Below are 15043 nucleotides of genomic sequence, written 5' to 3' on the forward strand. Positions count from 1 at the left end.
TGGGAGCCCTCGCGATCATCGGGGTGCTCGGCCGTCAGGCCGTCACCGTCGGCCTGGGCATCGCCTCGTACGGCCCCCAGGTCGGTGCCGGCCAGGCCTTCTTCGCCGAAGCCGTCGGAACGGCCGTCCTGGCCTTCGTCGTCTTCGGCGCCATCGACCGCCGCTCGGCCGGCGGCTTCGCCGGACTCGCCATCGGCCTGGCGGTGTTCGCCGTCATCATGGTCGTCGGACCCGCCACCAGTTCCGCGATCAACCCGGCCCGCGTCGTCGGCCCCATGCTGGTCGGCCAGTTGTTCAACGGCACGGTCCACTGGAGTCAGTTGCCGGTCTACGCGATCGGCGATGTCGTGGGCGCGGTCGCCGCCGGTTTCCTCTATACCGCCCTGAACGCCCGCCGTGGCGTCACCGCCGCCGAGACCGCCAACCAGCCGGCCGTAGCGGCTGAAGGAGCCCTTTCATGAAGAAGTTCATCAACGCGCCCGAAGCGGTGCTGGCCGAGGCGCTGTCCGGGATCGCCGCGGCCCACCCCGGACTGAAGGTCGACGTGGAGAACAAGGTGATCTCCCGCGGCGCCCGCAGAAGCGGCAAGGTGGCCCTGGTCTCCGGCGGCGGCTCCGGCCACGAACCCCTGCACGGCGGCTTCGTGGGCGAGGGCATGCTCGACGCCGCCTGCCCCGGCGAGGTGTTCACCTCGCCCGTGCCCGGTCAGATGGTGGCCGCCGCCCAGGCCGTCGACGGCGGCGCGGGCGTGCTGTTCATCGTGAAGAACTACACCGGTGACGTCCTCAACTTCCGGATGGCCGCCGAACTGGCCGCCGAGGAAGGCATCGCGGTGGAGACGGCTCTGGTCGACGACGACGTCGCCGTCCAGAACTCCACGTGGACCGCAGGGCGCCGAGGCACCGGAGCCACCGTCTTCGTCGAGAAGATCGCCGGCGCGCTCGCCGAGCAGGGTGCCGGCCTCGCCGCCGTGGCGGAGATCGCCAAGAGGGTGAACGCCGCCTCCCGGTCCTTCGCGGTGGCGCTGACCGCCTGTACGACGCCTGCCTCCGGCAAGCCCGGCTTCGACCTGCCCGAGGACGAGATGGAGGTCGGCGTCGGCATCCACGGCGAACCCGGACGCCGCCGCGAGAAGCTGCGCCCGGCCAGGGAGATCGTGGCCACCGCCCTGGACGCCATTCTCGCCGACCAGCCGCTGACGGCCGGCGACGAGACCATCGTGATGGTCAACGGCCTCGGCGGCACCCCGCTCATCGAGTTGTACGTGGTCTTCCACGAGATCGCCGCCGCATTCGCGGACAAGGGCGTGGTCATCGCCCGCAACCTCGTCGGCAACTACGTCACCAGCCTGGACATGGCAGGCGTTTCTCTCACCGTGTGCAAGGCCGATGCCGACATGCTGTCCCTGTGGGACGCGCCCGTGAACACCCCGGCCCTGCGCTGGGGCGTCTGAAGCCGAGCCGGGGGCGGGGCCGCGCGATACGCGAGGGCCGGGCCAGTGCCTGCCGCTGCCTGCCCGCCCGGATCGCACCCCCCGCGTCCTCCCCCCCGTCCCCGGCTCACCCCATCGCCATCCAAGCCCCGTACCGACCACGAACGGAGACCCCGTGGACACCGACCTCGCCCGCACCTGGGTGCAGGCCATCGCAGCCGCCGTGGACCAGCACAAGGACCACCTCACCCAGCTCGACTCGGCCATCGGCGACGCCGACCACGGCACCAACATGCACCGCGGCTTCTCCGCCGCCGTCACGGCCCTGGCCGACTACGAGCCGGACACCGTCGGGGCCGTACTGGTCAAGACCGGCACCACCCTCATCTCCACCGTGGGCGGCGCCTCCGGACCGCTCTACGGCGGTGCCTTCCGCGCCATCGGCAAGGCCCTGGGCACCCCCACCGCCGACACACAGCAGGTCGCCGCCGCACTGGCCGCCGGCCTCGCGAGCATCCAGAAGCTCGGTGCGGCCGCACCCGGCGACAAGACCATGATCGACGCCTACGCCCCCGCTCTTGCCGCCTTCCAGCAACAGGCCGACGCCGGCGCCGACTTGGACACCGCAGCCGTGGCCGCCGCCGACGCCGCCGAAGAGGGCATGCGCGCCACCACCCCGATGCAGGCCCGCAAGGGCCGCGCCTCCTACCTCGGCGCCCGCAGCATCGGCCACCAGGACCCGGGCGCCACCTCCACCGCCCTCGTGTTCCGGACCCTGGCCGAGTCGCTGGCGGCCAGCGCAGAGTCGATGGGGGCCCGATGACCGGCCGCCGCGGTTTCACCGGGCACGCCGCCGCGCCGGGCACAGCCCTCGGCCTCGTCCACCGCACCGACCGGCCGCTCTCCAGAACGGCGCTGCCCCACCGCGCCGGCGGCGACCCCGCGCAGCAGATCACCGACGCCTTCGACACCGTCGCCGCCCGCCTGCTCGACCTGTCCGGCTCGCTGCGCGAGCGGAGCAAGGACGAACAGGCCGACATCATGGAGGTCAACGGCTACATCGCCCAGGACCAGGATCTGCGCGATCTGGCCATCAAGAGGGCGAACGACGGCGAGCCGGTGCCGGTCGCCGTCCGGCAGGCCATCGACGCCTACGCCGCGACCATCGCCGCTCTGGACGATCCCACCCTCGCCGAGCGTGCCGCGGACGTCCGGCAGGTCGGCCGCCGCGTACTGTCCGCTCTCCACGGCGACACGGGCCCCGCCCCCGACCAGCCGCTCGTCCTGGTGGCCCACGAGATCGGTGCCGCGGACCTGCTGGAACCCGGCCGGACGGTGACCGCCGCCATATCCGTGACCGGCGGTCCGAACTCCCACGCCGCGATCGTCGCCCGCTCGCTGGGCATCCCCTTCCTCCTGGGCGTCGACCCCCAGCTGCTCGAACTGCCCGACGGACAGGAGATCCTGCTCGACGCCGGTCTCGGCAGCGCGGTCGCCCACCCCGACGACGAGGAACGCACCAGGGCCCTGCGAGCCATGGAGACGGCCCGAGCGCGCAGGCTCGCCCTCGCCGCAGAGCGTCACCTGCCCGCCGAGACACTCGACCGGCACGCCGTCGTGCTGCGGGCCAACGTGGCCACTGCGGCCGAGGCCCGCGCGGCACTGACCGCCGGCGCCGAAGGTGTCGGCCTCCTCCGCACCGAACTGCCCTTCCTCAACCACCCCGCCTGGCCCACCCGCGAGCAGCACGCGGCGACCCTCGTCCCCGTCCTGCGCGCTCTGACCGGGCAGGTTGTCACGGCCCGCACACTCGACTTCGCCGACGACAAACTCCCGCCGTTCCTCTCCCGTCTCCGGGGCGCACGGATCGGCCGCGGGCTTCCCCTCATGCTCGCCCAACCGGACGCCTTCGCCGATCAGTTCCGCAGTCTGCTCAGCGCCGGAGCCGACACCGACCTGCGCATCATGATCCCCATGGTCGCCGACGTCGGCGAACTACGCGCCTGCCGACGCCTCCTGGAGGCCGCGGCCACCGAAGCCGGCGTCCCGGTGCCACCGCTGGGCATCATGGTGGAGCTCCCCGAAGCCGTCGCCGCTGCCGACGACCTCGCCCATGAAGCCTCCTTCTTCTCCATCGGCAGCAACGACCTCACCTGCCAGATCCTTGGCCTGGACCGGCGCGACCCCACCGCCACCCCCGCCATGGCGGCGCACCCCGCCGTACTCGGCGCCATCGCCCGTGTCGTCGACGCCGCCCACCGTCACGGCCGTCAGGTCTCCGTCTGCGGTGACGCCGCCGCACACCCCCTCGTGACCCCCCTGCTGATCGGCCTCGGCTGTGACAGCCTCTCGGTCGGCCCCGCCGCCCTCGACGAGGTCCGTGCCCGCATCCGCCGGCTCCGCCACGACACCTGCGCCTCCCTGGCCGCCGTCGCCCTCACCCGCGCGAACCCCGAAGAGGTGTGGCGGCTCGTCGAGACGGGGGCGGGGGTCTGCCGCGGGGAGGCGCCGAGCCCGTCCGCCCCGCCGGACGTCACGGTGACGGCCCGGCCGCCGGCGACGACCGGATCGCCGTAACCGTCCCCGTCGAAGCCGGCCCGCTCCCAGGAACGGCCGTACAGGAGGCTATGCGTCCGCTCTTCCGCCCGGCTACCCGGCCGGCCGTACCGGTCGGTGGCCCAGGCGCGTTCCGGGATCTGCTCCCGGCTCAGCACCCGGCCGGGGTCCGCGGCCGGACGCTCCGGAATGCCGGACTCCTTCGGCGTCAACGCGACCGTGCGGCCGTCGACCGGAACCTTCCGGGTGCGCAGGCCGGGCGTGAGCGGCCCGTGTCGTACGGTTTCCGGCTCGGCGGGGCGCCGGCGGCGCAGCACCGCCCAGTTCCGCGCGAGCAAGGTGTGCCGGAGGCTGCGGGCGCGGTCGGACGCCGCTCGCGCCGTATCCAGCCTGCTCCTCCCACCGGAGCCGACGGCAGGGCCGTTCGTCCCTGGGCCGCGCCGCCGCGCTGTCGGCCCGGGTGCCGTAGCGGCTGCAGGAAGCGCGGGCGAACGCCTCGCCCTCATGGCGGCGGCGAGGCCGGTGGGCGTCCGGGCCTGCTGCACGGCTCGGTCAGCCGGGCCCCGCCGCGTCACGCGCACTGCTTCGTCGCCGTGGTCCGCGGCAAAGGGCTGTCGGAGTCGTGCGGCTGATGGGCTTTGGGCCCTCCGGCCCCGCACGCGGGAACTGTGGCCCAGTACGACTGAGGTCTCGCGGATCCAACCTGGCATTGACGCTGAAGTCAGCCGAGGGAAGTGATCGGCATGATGTGGTACGACGGCGGATGGGGCTGGGGCGGCTGGATCGTCATGGCGGTGTTCATGGTGCTGTTCTGGGCCGTCCTGATCCTCGCGCTCATCGCATTGGTGCGTTACCTCGCCGGTACGCGTCACCCTTGGCAGCCCGGCCCGCCCCCGCCGTCCGGCGAGGGTGGGGGACAGGACCGGCGGGCCGAGAACGTGCTCGCCGAGCGGTTCGCACGCGGGGAGATCGACGAGGACGAGTTCAAACGTCGGCTCGCGCTGCTTCGGGAGCACCGGTGAACGCGCGTCGCCGCCGAGAGGTGTGGACGGCGATGGCTGTCGCCGCCGCGGCCCTGGTGCTGGGAATCGTCACCACGGGGCTGATGGCCGTGTCCGGGGGCGCCTTCCACCGGGCGGCTCCCGCGTCCTGGAGGGCGCGGAGCGAACAGTGCGCCGCGCCGGCCGCGACGGGCAGCGCGGTCGACGTGACCGTATGGGACATGGGACGCATGATGAGGGGCCCGAACCGGCCCGCGCCGGACAATGGCCGTTCCGGACGGCACGGCATGGGCATGATGCGCCTGGTGGCCCGCCCCGCGACGGTCCGGGCGGGGCAGGTGACGGTGCGGGTGGTCAATGCGGGAACCCTCACGCACGAGGTGATCGTGCTGCCGCTGCCCGCGGGCCGGGCTGCCGGAGAACGCGCCATCGGTTCCGACGGCCGGGTATCGGAGGCCGGCAGCGTCGGCGAGGCGTCCCGCACGTGCGGCAGTGGCGCCGGAGAGGGCATCGCCTCCGGTGCGGCGTCCTGGACCACGGTGACGCTGCGGCCCGGCCGCTATGAACTGCTGTGCGATGTCCCGGGGCACTACGCGGCCGGCATGTACGCGGAGCTCGACGTCCGTCGGTGAGAAAGGAATCGGCGGCTGCCCGAACCGCGCGCACCCGACCGGTTCTTCGACGGTGAGAAGGGTGTGGCCCTCAGTGAGGGTGTGGCCCTCAGTGAGAGCGTGCGCCACTGGTCGGGGAGCCCGAACCGCGCGTCTTCGCGAGCTCGGGCGGGCATAGTGCTGGGGTTCTCCCGCATCATCTGCCCCCGGAGGAGCAGCCGTGGCTCAGTTGTCCGTCGAGGTCGTCCGAGCGGAGGCCGAGCGGTACCGCGACCGTGTGACAGCCTCCAGCGCCATCGCGCTGAACGCGGAGGAGACCGCCCTCGTCGGCAGGGCGGTGGCCCGGGCCGCCGCCCGCCGAGCCATCCATGAGGAGGTCACGAAAGAATGGTGGCCGCTCGCCATACCCGGGGGGCTTCTCCTCGCCGGAGCGCTTCCCTGGGTCATCCGGCTGGTGACAGTCCACCGGAACGACGAGGTGACCCTCGGTCTGCCCTGGCTCAACCATGTCATCAACACGCATGACACCCCCGCGCCCCCCTCCGCTTCCCTGTGGATCGGCCTCGGCTTCTTTTTCTTCTCCGCGGCGGGCGTCATGGTGCTGCGGGCCCAGCATCTCCACTTACGGCAGCCCCGCGGGCGGAGTCTGCGTGCCGGACGGATGGCCTTGCTCCAAGCCCTCGTCCTCGGCCTCGTCACCGTCTCTCTGTTCTTCTTCGCCTACTCGGGAGGCGTCCACGGCGGACAGTGGCCCGCCGCCCGCGATGCCCTGGTGCGCCTGGCCGCCAAGGGCGCCCAGGCCGTGCTGACGGTCCTGGCGATCGGCCTGCTCGTCCTGGTCTGGGTGTCGGTGTGCTTCACCCTGACCAAGTGGATGGTCCGCCCCGTCCTGCGACCTTATGACCTGCTGCTCCTCGGCCTGGTCGACGTCTGCGAAGTCACGCACGCCCACCGCGGCACCTGGTTCCAGGAACGCTCACGAAGGGCGGTGGAACGTGCCTTGGAGAAAGCGGCCCGCAAGGCGGAGACCGCACTGCCCGCCCGCCCCTTCCCCGGTGGGCGCGGGCCCGCGCGGGCCGACACGCTACGGCTGGCCGCCGTTGTCCGGCAGCACCGGACACCCATAGCCCGGGCCGGCGGTCCAGCCTCCTTCGACGTCGTCACCAAGTCCCTCTGGGCGGGAGTGCTCGCGCTGATCGACGACGACTGGGAGACCCTGACCGCCGCGGCTCCGCCCGTGACCGCCCTTTCCCGGCTGCGCAGGACCGCGGCCGCCGTGTGGCCCCCGGTCGTCCTCCTCACCGCGGCCGTCGCGCTGCCCTTGATTCCGGCGGTGGCGCAAGCGCCCGACGTCGCGGGCGGGGTGCGGGTCACCCTCATCATCACGGCCGTGCTCAGCCTCGTCCTTCCCCGTGATTCCTCCGCGAAGGCCTCGATCCTCGACGCCGTCGGCAAGGCCCTGTCCAGCCGCGCCGACAAGTAGAGCCCCGCCGCGCCTCTCCACACCGTCAGGGACCATCGAGCCGGGCGGGGGGCTCAGGAGACGGCGGCGGCGTCCACGGTCTCCCGTATCTCCAGGACCGTGTCGGCCCCGGTGATCGCGAACAGCCGCTGGAGCTGCCGTGGCGGCCCGACCACGCGCAGGGTGCTCACTTGGTGGGTGAGGAGCAGCAGATTGAGAAACGTCGAGTCCGCGAAGAGGACACCCGAGGTGTCCAGAACCACCTTGGGATGCTTCCTGGCGGCAGCATCCAGTGCCTGCGCCAGAGGCGGGACCGAGTGCATGTCGTAGGAGCCGTGAGCGGCGACGACCCAGGCACCGTGCCATTCGTACTGGTGCAACGCACCTTCCGGGGCGTGTTCGCCGACCTGGGCCGGGCACCCCTCCTCGCCGACGTTGCTCACGAGTCTCGGCATGTCAGCTTCCTCCCAGGGCACCTTCGGGCTCCTTTCGTGGCGCTTCGTCGCGGAGCACGTCGTGGATTGCATGAAAAGTATGTCATGTAATTGGGTTGGGCAATGACGGCCCCCTAAGATGCGGGCCATGGTTGGAGTGCCCGAACCTCACAGCGGATGGACGTTCATCACCAGCCACGCGCGCGTACTGGCGGCCATCGCCGACAACCCGAACGTCCGGATCCGCGACATCGCTGCCCACTGCCGACTCACGGAGCGCGCCGTCCAGCGCATCATCTCCGACCTTGAGCAGGCCGGATACCTCTCCCACACCCGTGATGGGCGCACGAACACCTACCGCATCGAACCGGACAAGGTGCTGCGCCATCCGGCGGAAGCCGGCCTGCCCGTGGCCTCTCTGCTCTCCCTGCTCGTGCAGGACGAGACCGACCGCGCCCGAACCCCGGTTCCTCAGTAGCCCGCGTCCGGCGCCGCACGGTGCGCCGCGTCCACCGGTGCGGGGTGCTGCGAGCGCACCTGCGCGACGGCTTCAGGAATGAACGACGGGACCATGTCCACCTCGGCCTGAGTCGTCGGGACGCACCGGATGACGATGAGGGTGTTGCTCTCGCGTACGACCAGCGCATCGTCGTGCTGGACTGCCCTGGCGTGGTTGCTCCAGGTCGTGGTGGCCCGCACCCGGATGCTGTCGTCGCCCAGGCGAGGCCCGGGGACGGCCGCAAACCGCTTCGTGGAGCGGACCGAACCGAGTGCGGGTGTGACCACCTTCGCGCACTGGGCCGCCAACTTCCGTATGCGGCGCATGGCTTGGGCGGCGCCGTCTCCGGAGAACGAATACAGAGTCTCCCCGCCGGCCATGACACCGCCTCCGGCGCTGTGTCCCCCGCCGAACGAGGCCGTTGCGGAAGCCACCGCGTCCGTGGCTCCCGCATCCGCCACGTCTCCGCCGTCCAGGAAAGCGCAGCGGGGTTCGCCCTTTGCGGCACTGCCCGGACCGGGATCGGCCGGATCGGCCTGGGAGGTCCGGCCCTTCGGCAGGACGGCGGGCAGCAGATGCGTACGCAACTGTGCCGCGGACATCGGCCGGAGGAACTCGGCCTTGTTCGCAGCGATGGGCGGGACGCTGCTTGCGCACGCCGCGGCAGACGCTATGGCCAGGACCCCGGCCACGACCCGTGGCACAGCGGCGGTGCGCACTACGTCTTCCCCCAACGTGATCAGGATGCCGCAGGCTGGCAGGGCACCCACCGCGGCCGAGCCCCCTCGGAGACAAGTGACAGCTGCTTTGGGCGGTCAACGGGGCGTCACTGGACGCCGCGGTAGGGGATGCGACGCAGCTGACGCCTCGTCGTTTGCGTGTCGCCGACCCGAGCGCACGCGTACGGCACGTCCCTGCGGCTCAGCTCACCGCCTGCTTCACGAGTGCGGCGATCCGCTCCTCCACCTCGGGTGTCACCTCGGTCAGCGCGAAGCCGGCCGCCCACATCGTGCCGTCGTCCAGCCGCGCCTGGTCGCTGAACCCGAGCGTGGCGTACCGCGCCTTGAACTTCTCCGCGCTCTGGAAGAAGCAGACCACCTTGCCGTTCAACGCGTAGGAGGGCATCCCGTACCAGAGCTTCGGTGCGAGGGCCGGGGCGTTGGCCGTGACGACGGCATGGACGCGTTCGGCCATGACGCGGTCCGAGTCCTGCATTTCGGCGATCTTCGCAAGCACGTCCCGCTCCGCCTCCGCCGCTTTCTCCGCAGCCGTGGCGCGGCGCGCGGCCTTCTTGAGCTCCTGCGCGTGGTCCTTCATCGCGGCCCGCTCCTCGACCGAGAAGCCCTCGTGCCTGCCGCTTTCGGTGTTGCTCATGGTCATGGTTACCCCCTCCTGGATATCGGCACGGGTCGTGCCGATCCAGACGGAATCCTGCGCCAAACCCTCGGCCATGTCAACGGCACGCTGCGTGCCGATATGCTGGGAACATGTCCAACACTCCCGCCTCGCCGCGGCGCCGAGGCGCCGCCCGCACCGAGGAGCTGCTGCGGGTGACCCTCGATCTGGCCGCGGAGTCCGGTTACGCGGGCCTGAGCATCGAGGCGGTCAGCCGACGGGCAGGGGTCGGAAAACACACGATCTACCGGCGCTGGCCGTCCAAGGCGGCGCTGCTGCTCGACGCGCTCAACCATGTGTGGACCAGCGATCTGGACTACCGCGACACCGGGGACATCCGCGGGGATCTGCGCGAACAGTTCATCCGTTCCAGCTCGGCCCTCTCCCAACCGCCGATCGGCCCCGTCTATCGCGCCGTCATCGCCGAGGCACAAGCCAATTCCGCACTGCGGGCGACCCTGCACGAGCGCTTCCTCGCCACCGTCGAGCGGAGCACCCTCGACCGGATCACCCGTGCCCAGCGGACCGGTGAACTGGTCGCGGACGCGAACCTGGAATTCGCCGCCGAGGTGCTGTGCGGCACCTTGTACTACCGGGGTCTGCTGTCGACCCGCCCCATCGACGAGGCCGCGATCGACAGCTTGCTGGACATGTTCATGGCCGCCTACGGAACCACCGGCAGGTGACTGGTCAGGATTCGAGAAGCGCCGACCGCCCCACCGTCCCTAGCGTGAGCGCATGGCATCCATCGCATCCCTGACCCTCGAGGTGGCCGACGTCGAGGCCGCCGAACGCTTCTACACGGCCTTCGGCCTGCACGGCCGGCTCCACCTGCGGGCTTCCGAGGCACCCACCACCGGCTTCCGCGGCTACACACTGGCGCTCACGGTGTCCCAGCCCGCCGACGTCGACCGGCTGGTCGACGCCGCCCTCGACGCCGGCGCCACGCCGCTCAAGCGTCCGGCGAAGTCCCTGTGGGGCTACGGCGGCGTCGTCCAGGCGCCGGACGGGACGATCTGGAAGATCGCGACCTCGGCAAAGAAGAACACCGGCCCGGCCACCGGCCGGATCGACGAGCTCGTACTGCTGCTCGGAGTCGCCGACATGACGGAGAGCAAGCGGTTCTACGTCGACCACGGCCTGACCGTGACGAAGAGCTTCGGCCGCATGTACGCCGAGTTCGCCTCCGGGCCGAGCCCCGTCAAACTGGCCCTGTACCGGCGCCGCGCCCTCGCCAAGGAGCTGGGTGTCGCCCCCGCCGGCACCGGATCGCACCGCCTCGTCATCGGCGGCAGCACCACCGGAGACCTCACCGACCCGGACGGATTCACCTGGGAAGCCGCCGTAGCGGCACGCGCACACTGAACCGACCGGCACTCGCGCCGACTTACCGGAGGAGCTCGCGACCTCGGGCACGGCCTGGGCGAGGTCGCCGACGGTGGGACGTTCTCACCGGGCAGCATCGTGCCGTCCTTGATGGTGTTCGCGAGATCCTTCGCGATCACTTCCCAGGGACCGAGCTCGCGTGGTTGGGTCGCTTCCACCTTGATGGTTCGGCCGATGGGGCCCACGGCCGCGTCCGGCCGGCCCTGGACGGTGGCCTCGCGCCTACCGCACAGGGCCTCCGCACCGTCCTCGGTGACCACGAGCATCGCCCACAACGACTCATTGCCGCACTCGCAGGCCCGGCGCAGGCCGTGGATGACGGTGGTCACCGGCGGACCGTCTCGGCCTCGACCCATGTCTCGGCCTGCTCGTGGAGGTAGAGATCCTCCTTCGTGAGCGGGTCAGGCCAGGCGTAGTTCCTGGCGGCTCATATGGGGGCGGCCCACGAACGGTCTCCACGGGGTGCCTACGTCTGCTGCCGTTGATGTCGGACGTGGATGTCAGCCAGTTCCGTCACCAACGTAGCCGCTGTGCCTGACGCGGGTCCTCGTCCGTCGTGAGGTTGGCCATGACAGACCGGGCGGAGCGGCTCCGCTGTCAGCGGTTGCTCGTGAGGCCGATGTCGACGATGTGGTTGTACCGCTCCACCAGCACGAAAAGCCTGATCTTCTGCGTCGTCTCCCCGCTGCCGAAGGTCAGGGTGACTATGACCTCATGGCCGTTACCCACGGCGCCGTTGTCGGTCACCGTCCACTTCCTCGGGACGTTCTGGGCACGCAGGACACCGTCCGCCCCGTGCTTCCTCTCCCAGGCCGCCAGTCGCTTGGCGAAGTCGGGCGTCAGGTAGTGCTTGCGGAGCACCGTTTCCAGCGTGGCGTCCGGGTCCGTGTAGTCGCCGATCGCGTCGATGTACGCGCCGTAGAAGTCGGCGACCCGGGTCACCACTTGGCCGCTCGTGCCGCTGACCGACTGCGGCGCGGCGGCGGACGGCTTTGTGGGGGCATGGACGGATGCCTGTGCCGACACCTGTGTCGACACACCGAGTCCGACAGCCAGGACGAGGCTGGCGGCGACGGCCGCGCGGCGGCCCGGACGGCGGTGTGCGGGGGACTTCCTGTTCATGTGCATCTTCCTTTTCTTGTCCCTGTGTGGTTGCACGCTGACCTGACGGACGGTCGCCTTGGCCGCGGCGTCTGCCGGTGTGGCGAGCGTCGCGCCGCGGGCGAGCCCGTGACGGCGAGTAAGAGGAGCGGGCCGGCTCGGGTGCGCTGGGGCATGGGTGTCCCCCGTGGATGAGTGAATGGGTGTCATCTGTCGTCCGCCGCCGACTGGTCGGTCCGGTCCTGGTCGGTGCGACACCAAGAGCATCAGCCGCCATGACCGCCCCGCGCAACGCCGGACGGCCGCCCGGCGACGGTGGAACCATCCCAGCCCATCTGACGTGCAGGTATATGGACCGCCTGGGATACGGGGACACGTGGGAGGCTGGGGGAGCGGTGTCGACCGAGGATGGCGTCGAGCAGTTCGCTGCGCTGCTGCGCCGGCTGAAGGACCGCACGGACCGGAGCTACGGCTCCCTGGCCCGCCGTCTCGGCATGAACACCTCCACGCTGCACCGCTACTGCGCCGGCGAGACGGTCCCGCAGGACTACGCCCCGGTGGAGCGGTTGGCCGCCTTCTGCGGAGCAACACCGCAGGAACGCCTCGATCTGCACCGCCTGTGGCTGCTCGCGATGACGGCACGACAACGGCCGAGGGCGGGTGAGGAGGCGGCGGAGCCGACAGGGGACGAGCGGGCTTCGGGTACGGACGGCCGGACGGCGGGGCGCGCAGGTGGCAGCACGCGCAGTGTGGGTGGCGGCGCCGACGGCATCGGTGGTGACGGGGGCGGCACGAGCGGTTCACCACCGCGACTCGGTGCCGACGCACCCGACGCCGCACTGGCTGCTCCCGATGCTCACGGACCGTGCAGTCGCGAGACGACGGCCCAGTGGGATGCGGTCCGCTCAACGGGACGCCCTTGGCACCGCCGTCGCCGCACCGTCGTCGGCACAGCCACGGCGACCGTTCTGCTGGTGACGCTGGGCAGTATGTCGGTGCTGTCGGCCGACCGGTCTCACGGCACCTCCGCCAAGGCCCCCGGTCAGTCCCGTACGACAGGAACCGATACGTCACACCACCCCTCGGCCACTGTGGCCGGTCCCTCCCGCAGCCGTTCTTCGGCCTCGCCCTCCACAGGAGTACGGCCTTCAGAGGTCCCCGGGTCGAAGGGCGGATCGTCGGCGGAGACGAAGAGCAACGCCCCCGTGCCAGCCGATGTGCCGCTCGCGTGGACCGCCGACTCGCAGATGTGGGACGGCGGTTGCGGGCACGACTACGTCATCGGGAAGGAGCCGGCCCAGGTGCCCCCGCCGCCGGTACAGCAGGACGCCGGAGTGTGGGAAGCGACGCAGCAGGCGGTACCTGGGCGGCAGACGATGGTGCAGATCTCGGTGCAGGGGAAGTCGTCCACGGCCGTGGTCCTCGCGGCCCTCAGGGTCCGTATCGTCAGCCGCGGCACCCCGGTCACCGGCAACGCGTACGCCATGGGCCAGGGCTGCGGCAGTGATCTGCCGCCCCGCAACTTCTCCGTGAACCTGGACGTCGACCGCCCGATCGCCCACGCGCGCCCCGGCGACGACAGCGGAAAGCCCGTCCCCGCGGTGCAGTTCCCCTACCGCGTCTCAGCCGACGACCCGGAGGTGCTGCAGGTCACCGCGACGACCGAGGCTTACGACTGCACCTGGTACCTGGAACTCGACTGGTCATCCCAGGGCCGCACCGGCACGGTACGCATCGACGACCACGGCCACCCGTTCCGCACCAGCAGCATCAAGGGCCTGCCCCACTACTGGTACGGCACGAACGACCACGGTGTGCGTCAGTGGGTACCCACCGACTCTTGAGGGAACGTGGGAGCTGCTCGGGGCCGTTTTCGCGACGTGAACGTTCCCCGTCTCCCAGGCGGATGCCGCCGGGGGCCGGCTGCCGCTCCGGCCAGGAACGCCCGCCGCGTTCCTCTCGGGTTCGGCGTCGGCGCCGGCATGACACCTGCCATCCGCAATACCGGGGCATGGAAGTTCCGACGGGCCTCAGGCAGACTCAGCCGGCCGTTCGGTCCGCCGCGTACCCTGTCGGCGTCGTGATCGTCCTGGCCGTCGTCCTCCCAGAAGCACACTGGGCAGATTTGCCACCCGATCCACAGTCCTCGGTTGGAGGATTGCGTATGCGGATGGGTGCTGACCAGGCAAGGCGCTGACCTGGGTGTATCCGGGGCGGTGGCAGCGACTCTCCACTGTTCCCCGTGTGGTCCCCCGGCGGCGGGCACGGGGAGGGCACGGTGCTTCGCTGTCCGACGCCGTGTCTATGAGCAGTCCCCGTTCAGGCGTGGTCCAAAGGCTGGAAGTCTTCACGCCTCCCTCGACCGTCGGCCGACCCAAGGATCGATTCCCCGCTGCGGGCAGGCGCGGCTGCCGCTACGGGCAAAACGGTCATAAAATCTGCATGAACGGGCGCAAGCGGGCATGAAACGGAATAAAGTAAGCACTGTGCAGCCAAGGGGTGCATCACCGGGACAGTCCCGACGCCAGGAGAATCTCAATGACCTACGGAACGATGGCCGCCCCCGAGTCCAACCCTCGGGCCAACGCCGCTTTGGCTGCCGGCTGCGAGGTGTGCAACGGCTGGGGAACCGTGATCACTCCCCACGGGCGGCACGAACTATGCCAGGCCTGCCAGTCCCCCACCGAACGCGAGGGCCACGACAGCAGCTGATCGCAGGGGGTGTGAGGTCAATGCATGCATTCTGGATCAACAACTTCTTGTCCATGTGCGGGCCGCCCCAGCCACGGAGGGTTTCTCCCGCGGCAGGCTGCGCCCGCCGTCCGGCCGGTTGGCCTGGCGTGGGATCAGCGGGCCGTATGGACGCCGGCGCATCGGCCAGCGTCGGCCCGCATGCCACCGCCACCACGATCCGGCCTCCTGCGGGCAGCACGAACGGCCAGTCGTTGGTCTGCTGCACGATCGGGTGACATCTGAACTGGCGCGGGAGGCGATCAGCCACATGGACCGGCTTCTCAAACGCCGTCGGCCCGCCGCCTGAGAGGCGACCGCCGTCAATTGGTGCCGTCAAAAGACCCCGGACCGATCATGGTCCGGGGCCTTTTGGCTGGTGCCCCCGGCAGGATTCGAACCTGCGACACCCGCTTTAGGAGTTCGATCCCGTGGG

The 15043-nt window shown here is 70.9% G+C and carries 16 protein-coding genes; 11 read left to right on the top strand and 5 right to left on the bottom strand.

The annotated features are described in order from the left end of the window. The 7 genes from IE249_RS37805 to IE249_RS18905 form a co-directional block, all read left to right on the top strand. On the top strand, positions 1-461 hold a 461-nt coding region (locus IE249_RS37805), incomplete at its 5' end, for an aquaporin (RefSeq protein ID WP_229858811.1). Further along, entirely contained in the window at positions 458-1453 is a 996-nt protein-coding gene (dhaK, locus tag IE249_RS18880) for a dihydroxyacetone kinase subunit DhaK (protein WP_189705989.1), read from the top strand. The genes IE249_RS37805 and dhaK, both read left to right, overlap by 4 nt. A gap of 154 nt (positions 1454-1607) precedes the next feature. Further along, positions 1608-2255, top strand: coding sequence for a dihydroxyacetone kinase subunit DhaL (gene dhaL / locus IE249_RS18885; RefSeq protein ID WP_189705990.1), 648 nt, complete (start codon positions 1608-1610; stop codon positions 2253-2255). Further along, positions 2252-4009, top strand: coding sequence for a phosphoenolpyruvate--protein phosphotransferase (locus IE249_RS18890; RefSeq protein WP_189705991.1), 1758 nt, complete (start codon positions 2252-2254; stop codon positions 4007-4009). Before dhaL ends, IE249_RS18890 begins: the two co-directional genes overlap by 4 nt. Before the next feature lie 722 nt (positions 4010-4731). Beyond that, complete coding sequence (locus IE249_RS18895) at positions 4732-5010, top strand: SHOCT domain-containing protein (protein WP_189705992.1); 279 nt, start codon at positions 4732-4734, stop codon at positions 5008-5010. Between the two features lie 32 nt (positions 5011-5042). Next, positions 5043-5621, top strand: a complete 579-nt coding sequence (locus IE249_RS18900; RefSeq protein ID WP_189705993.1) for a sulfocyanin-like copper-binding protein — start codon at positions 5043-5045, stop codon at positions 5619-5621. 199 nt (positions 5622-5820) lie between these two features. Further along, positions 5821-7083, top strand: a complete 1263-nt coding sequence (locus IE249_RS18905; protein WP_189705994.1) for a hypothetical protein — start codon at positions 5821-5823, stop codon at positions 7081-7083. Between the two features lie 53 nt (positions 7084-7136). On the opposite strand, the gene IE249_RS18910 is transcribed toward IE249_RS18905, so the two are convergent. After that, complete coding sequence (locus IE249_RS18910; protein ID WP_189705995.1) at positions 7137-7517, bottom strand: STAS domain-containing protein; 381 nt, start codon at positions 7515-7517, stop codon at positions 7137-7139. Between the two features lie 127 nt (positions 7518-7644). On the opposite strand from IE249_RS18910, the gene IE249_RS18915 reads away from it, so the two are divergent. Beyond that, complete coding sequence (locus IE249_RS18915) at positions 7645-7974, top strand: helix-turn-helix transcriptional regulator (protein WP_189705996.1); 330 nt, start codon at positions 7645-7647, stop codon at positions 7972-7974. Here IE249_RS18915 and IE249_RS18920 read toward each other — a convergent pair. Next, positions 7968-8765 (bottom strand): hypothetical protein, encoded by a 798-nt coding sequence (locus tag IE249_RS18920; RefSeq protein ID WP_189705997.1) that lies wholly within the window; start codon positions 8763-8765, stop codon positions 7968-7970. The genes IE249_RS18915 and IE249_RS18920 overlap by 7 nt on opposite strands. A 151-nt stretch (positions 8766-8916) precedes the next feature. Then, positions 8917-9369, bottom strand: a complete 453-nt coding sequence (locus tag IE249_RS18925) for an iron chaperone (RefSeq protein WP_189706031.1) — start codon at positions 9367-9369, stop codon at positions 8917-8919. A gap of 113 nt (positions 9370-9482) precedes the next feature. On the opposite strand from IE249_RS18925, the gene IE249_RS18930 reads away from it, so the two are divergent. Beyond that, the gene (locus IE249_RS18930) at positions 9483-10076 is read left to right on the top strand and encodes a TetR/AcrR family transcriptional regulator (RefSeq protein ID WP_189705998.1); all 594 of its coding nucleotides are present in this window, start codon (positions 9483-9485) and stop codon (positions 10074-10076) included. Between the two features lie 52 nt (positions 10077-10128). After that, positions 10129-10755 carry a VOC family protein gene (locus tag IE249_RS18935; protein ID WP_189705999.1) on the top strand — a complete coding sequence of 209 codons (627 nt, stop codon included), beginning with the start codon at positions 10129-10131 and terminating at the stop codon, positions 10753-10755. Between the two features lie 618 nt (positions 10756-11373). Here IE249_RS18935 and IE249_RS18940 read toward each other — a convergent pair. Further along, positions 11374-11898: a hypothetical protein gene (locus tag IE249_RS18940; RefSeq protein ID WP_189706000.1), complete on the bottom strand. Its 525-nt coding sequence runs from the start codon at positions 11896-11898 to the stop codon at positions 11374-11376. 329 nt (positions 11899-12227) lie between these two features. Between IE249_RS18940 and IE249_RS18945 the strand changes: the two genes are divergently transcribed. Then, positions 12228-13721 (top strand): helix-turn-helix domain-containing protein, encoded by a 1494-nt coding sequence (locus tag IE249_RS18945; RefSeq protein WP_229858812.1) that lies wholly within the window; start codon positions 12228-12230, stop codon positions 13719-13721. Here the strand turns inward: IE249_RS18945 and IE249_RS37810 are convergent. Next, positions 13697-14143: a CPCC family cysteine-rich protein gene (locus IE249_RS37810; protein ID WP_268249705.1), complete on the bottom strand. Its 447-nt coding sequence runs from the start codon at positions 14141-14143 to the stop codon at positions 13697-13699. The two genes, IE249_RS18945 and IE249_RS37810, sit on opposite strands and share 25 nt — an antisense overlap. Positions 14144-15043 lie beyond the last annotated feature (900 nt).

It is taken from the genome of Streptomyces anandii JCM 4720 (assembly GCF_014650655.1).
Classification (GTDB): Bacteria; Actinomycetota; Actinomycetes; order Streptomycetales; family Streptomycetaceae; genus Streptomyces; species Streptomyces anandii.

What these genes read in the sequence shown, in the direction of transcription:
- dhaK (WP_189705989.1), top strand. Translation starts at nt 458, where the DNA reads ATGAAGAAGTTCATCAACGCGCCCGAAGCGGTGCTGGCCGAGGCGCTG.
- IE249_RS18890 (WP_189705991.1), top strand. Translation starts at nt 2,252, where the DNA reads ATGACCGGCCGCCGCGGTTTCACCGGGCACGCCGCCGCGCCGGGCACA.
- IE249_RS18895 (WP_189705992.1), top strand. Translation starts at nt 4,732, where the DNA reads ATGATGTGGTACGACGGCGGATGGGGCTGGGGCGGCTGGATCGTCATG.
- IE249_RS18900 (WP_189705993.1), top strand. Translation starts at nt 5,043, where the DNA reads ATGGCTGTCGCCGCCGCGGCCCTGGTGCTGGGAATCGTCACCACGGGG.
- IE249_RS18910 (WP_189705995.1), bottom strand. Translation starts at nt 7,517, where the DNA reads ATGCCGAGACTCGTGAGCAACGTCGGCGAGGAGGGGTGCCCGGCCCAG.
- IE249_RS18915 (WP_189705996.1), top strand. Translation starts at nt 7,645, where the DNA reads ATGGTTGGAGTGCCCGAACCTCACAGCGGATGGACGTTCATCACCAGC.
- IE249_RS18925 (WP_189706031.1), bottom strand. Translation starts at nt 9,369, where the DNA reads ATGAGCAACACCGAAAGCGGCAGGCACGAGGGCTTCTCGGTCGAGGAG.
- IE249_RS18930 (WP_189705998.1), top strand. Translation starts at nt 9,483, where the DNA reads ATGTCCAACACTCCCGCCTCGCCGCGGCGCCGAGGCGCCGCCCGCACC.
- IE249_RS18935 (WP_189705999.1), top strand. Translation starts at nt 10,129, where the DNA reads ATGGCATCCATCGCATCCCTGACCCTCGAGGTGGCCGACGTCGAGGCC.
- IE249_RS18940 (WP_189706000.1), bottom strand. Translation starts at nt 11,898, where the DNA reads ATGAACAGGAAGTCCCCCGCACACCGCCGTCCGGGCCGCCGCGCGGCC.
- IE249_RS18945 (WP_229858812.1), top strand. Translation starts at nt 12,228, where the DNA reads ATGGACCGCCTGGGATACGGGGACACGTGGGAGGCTGGGGGAGCGGTG.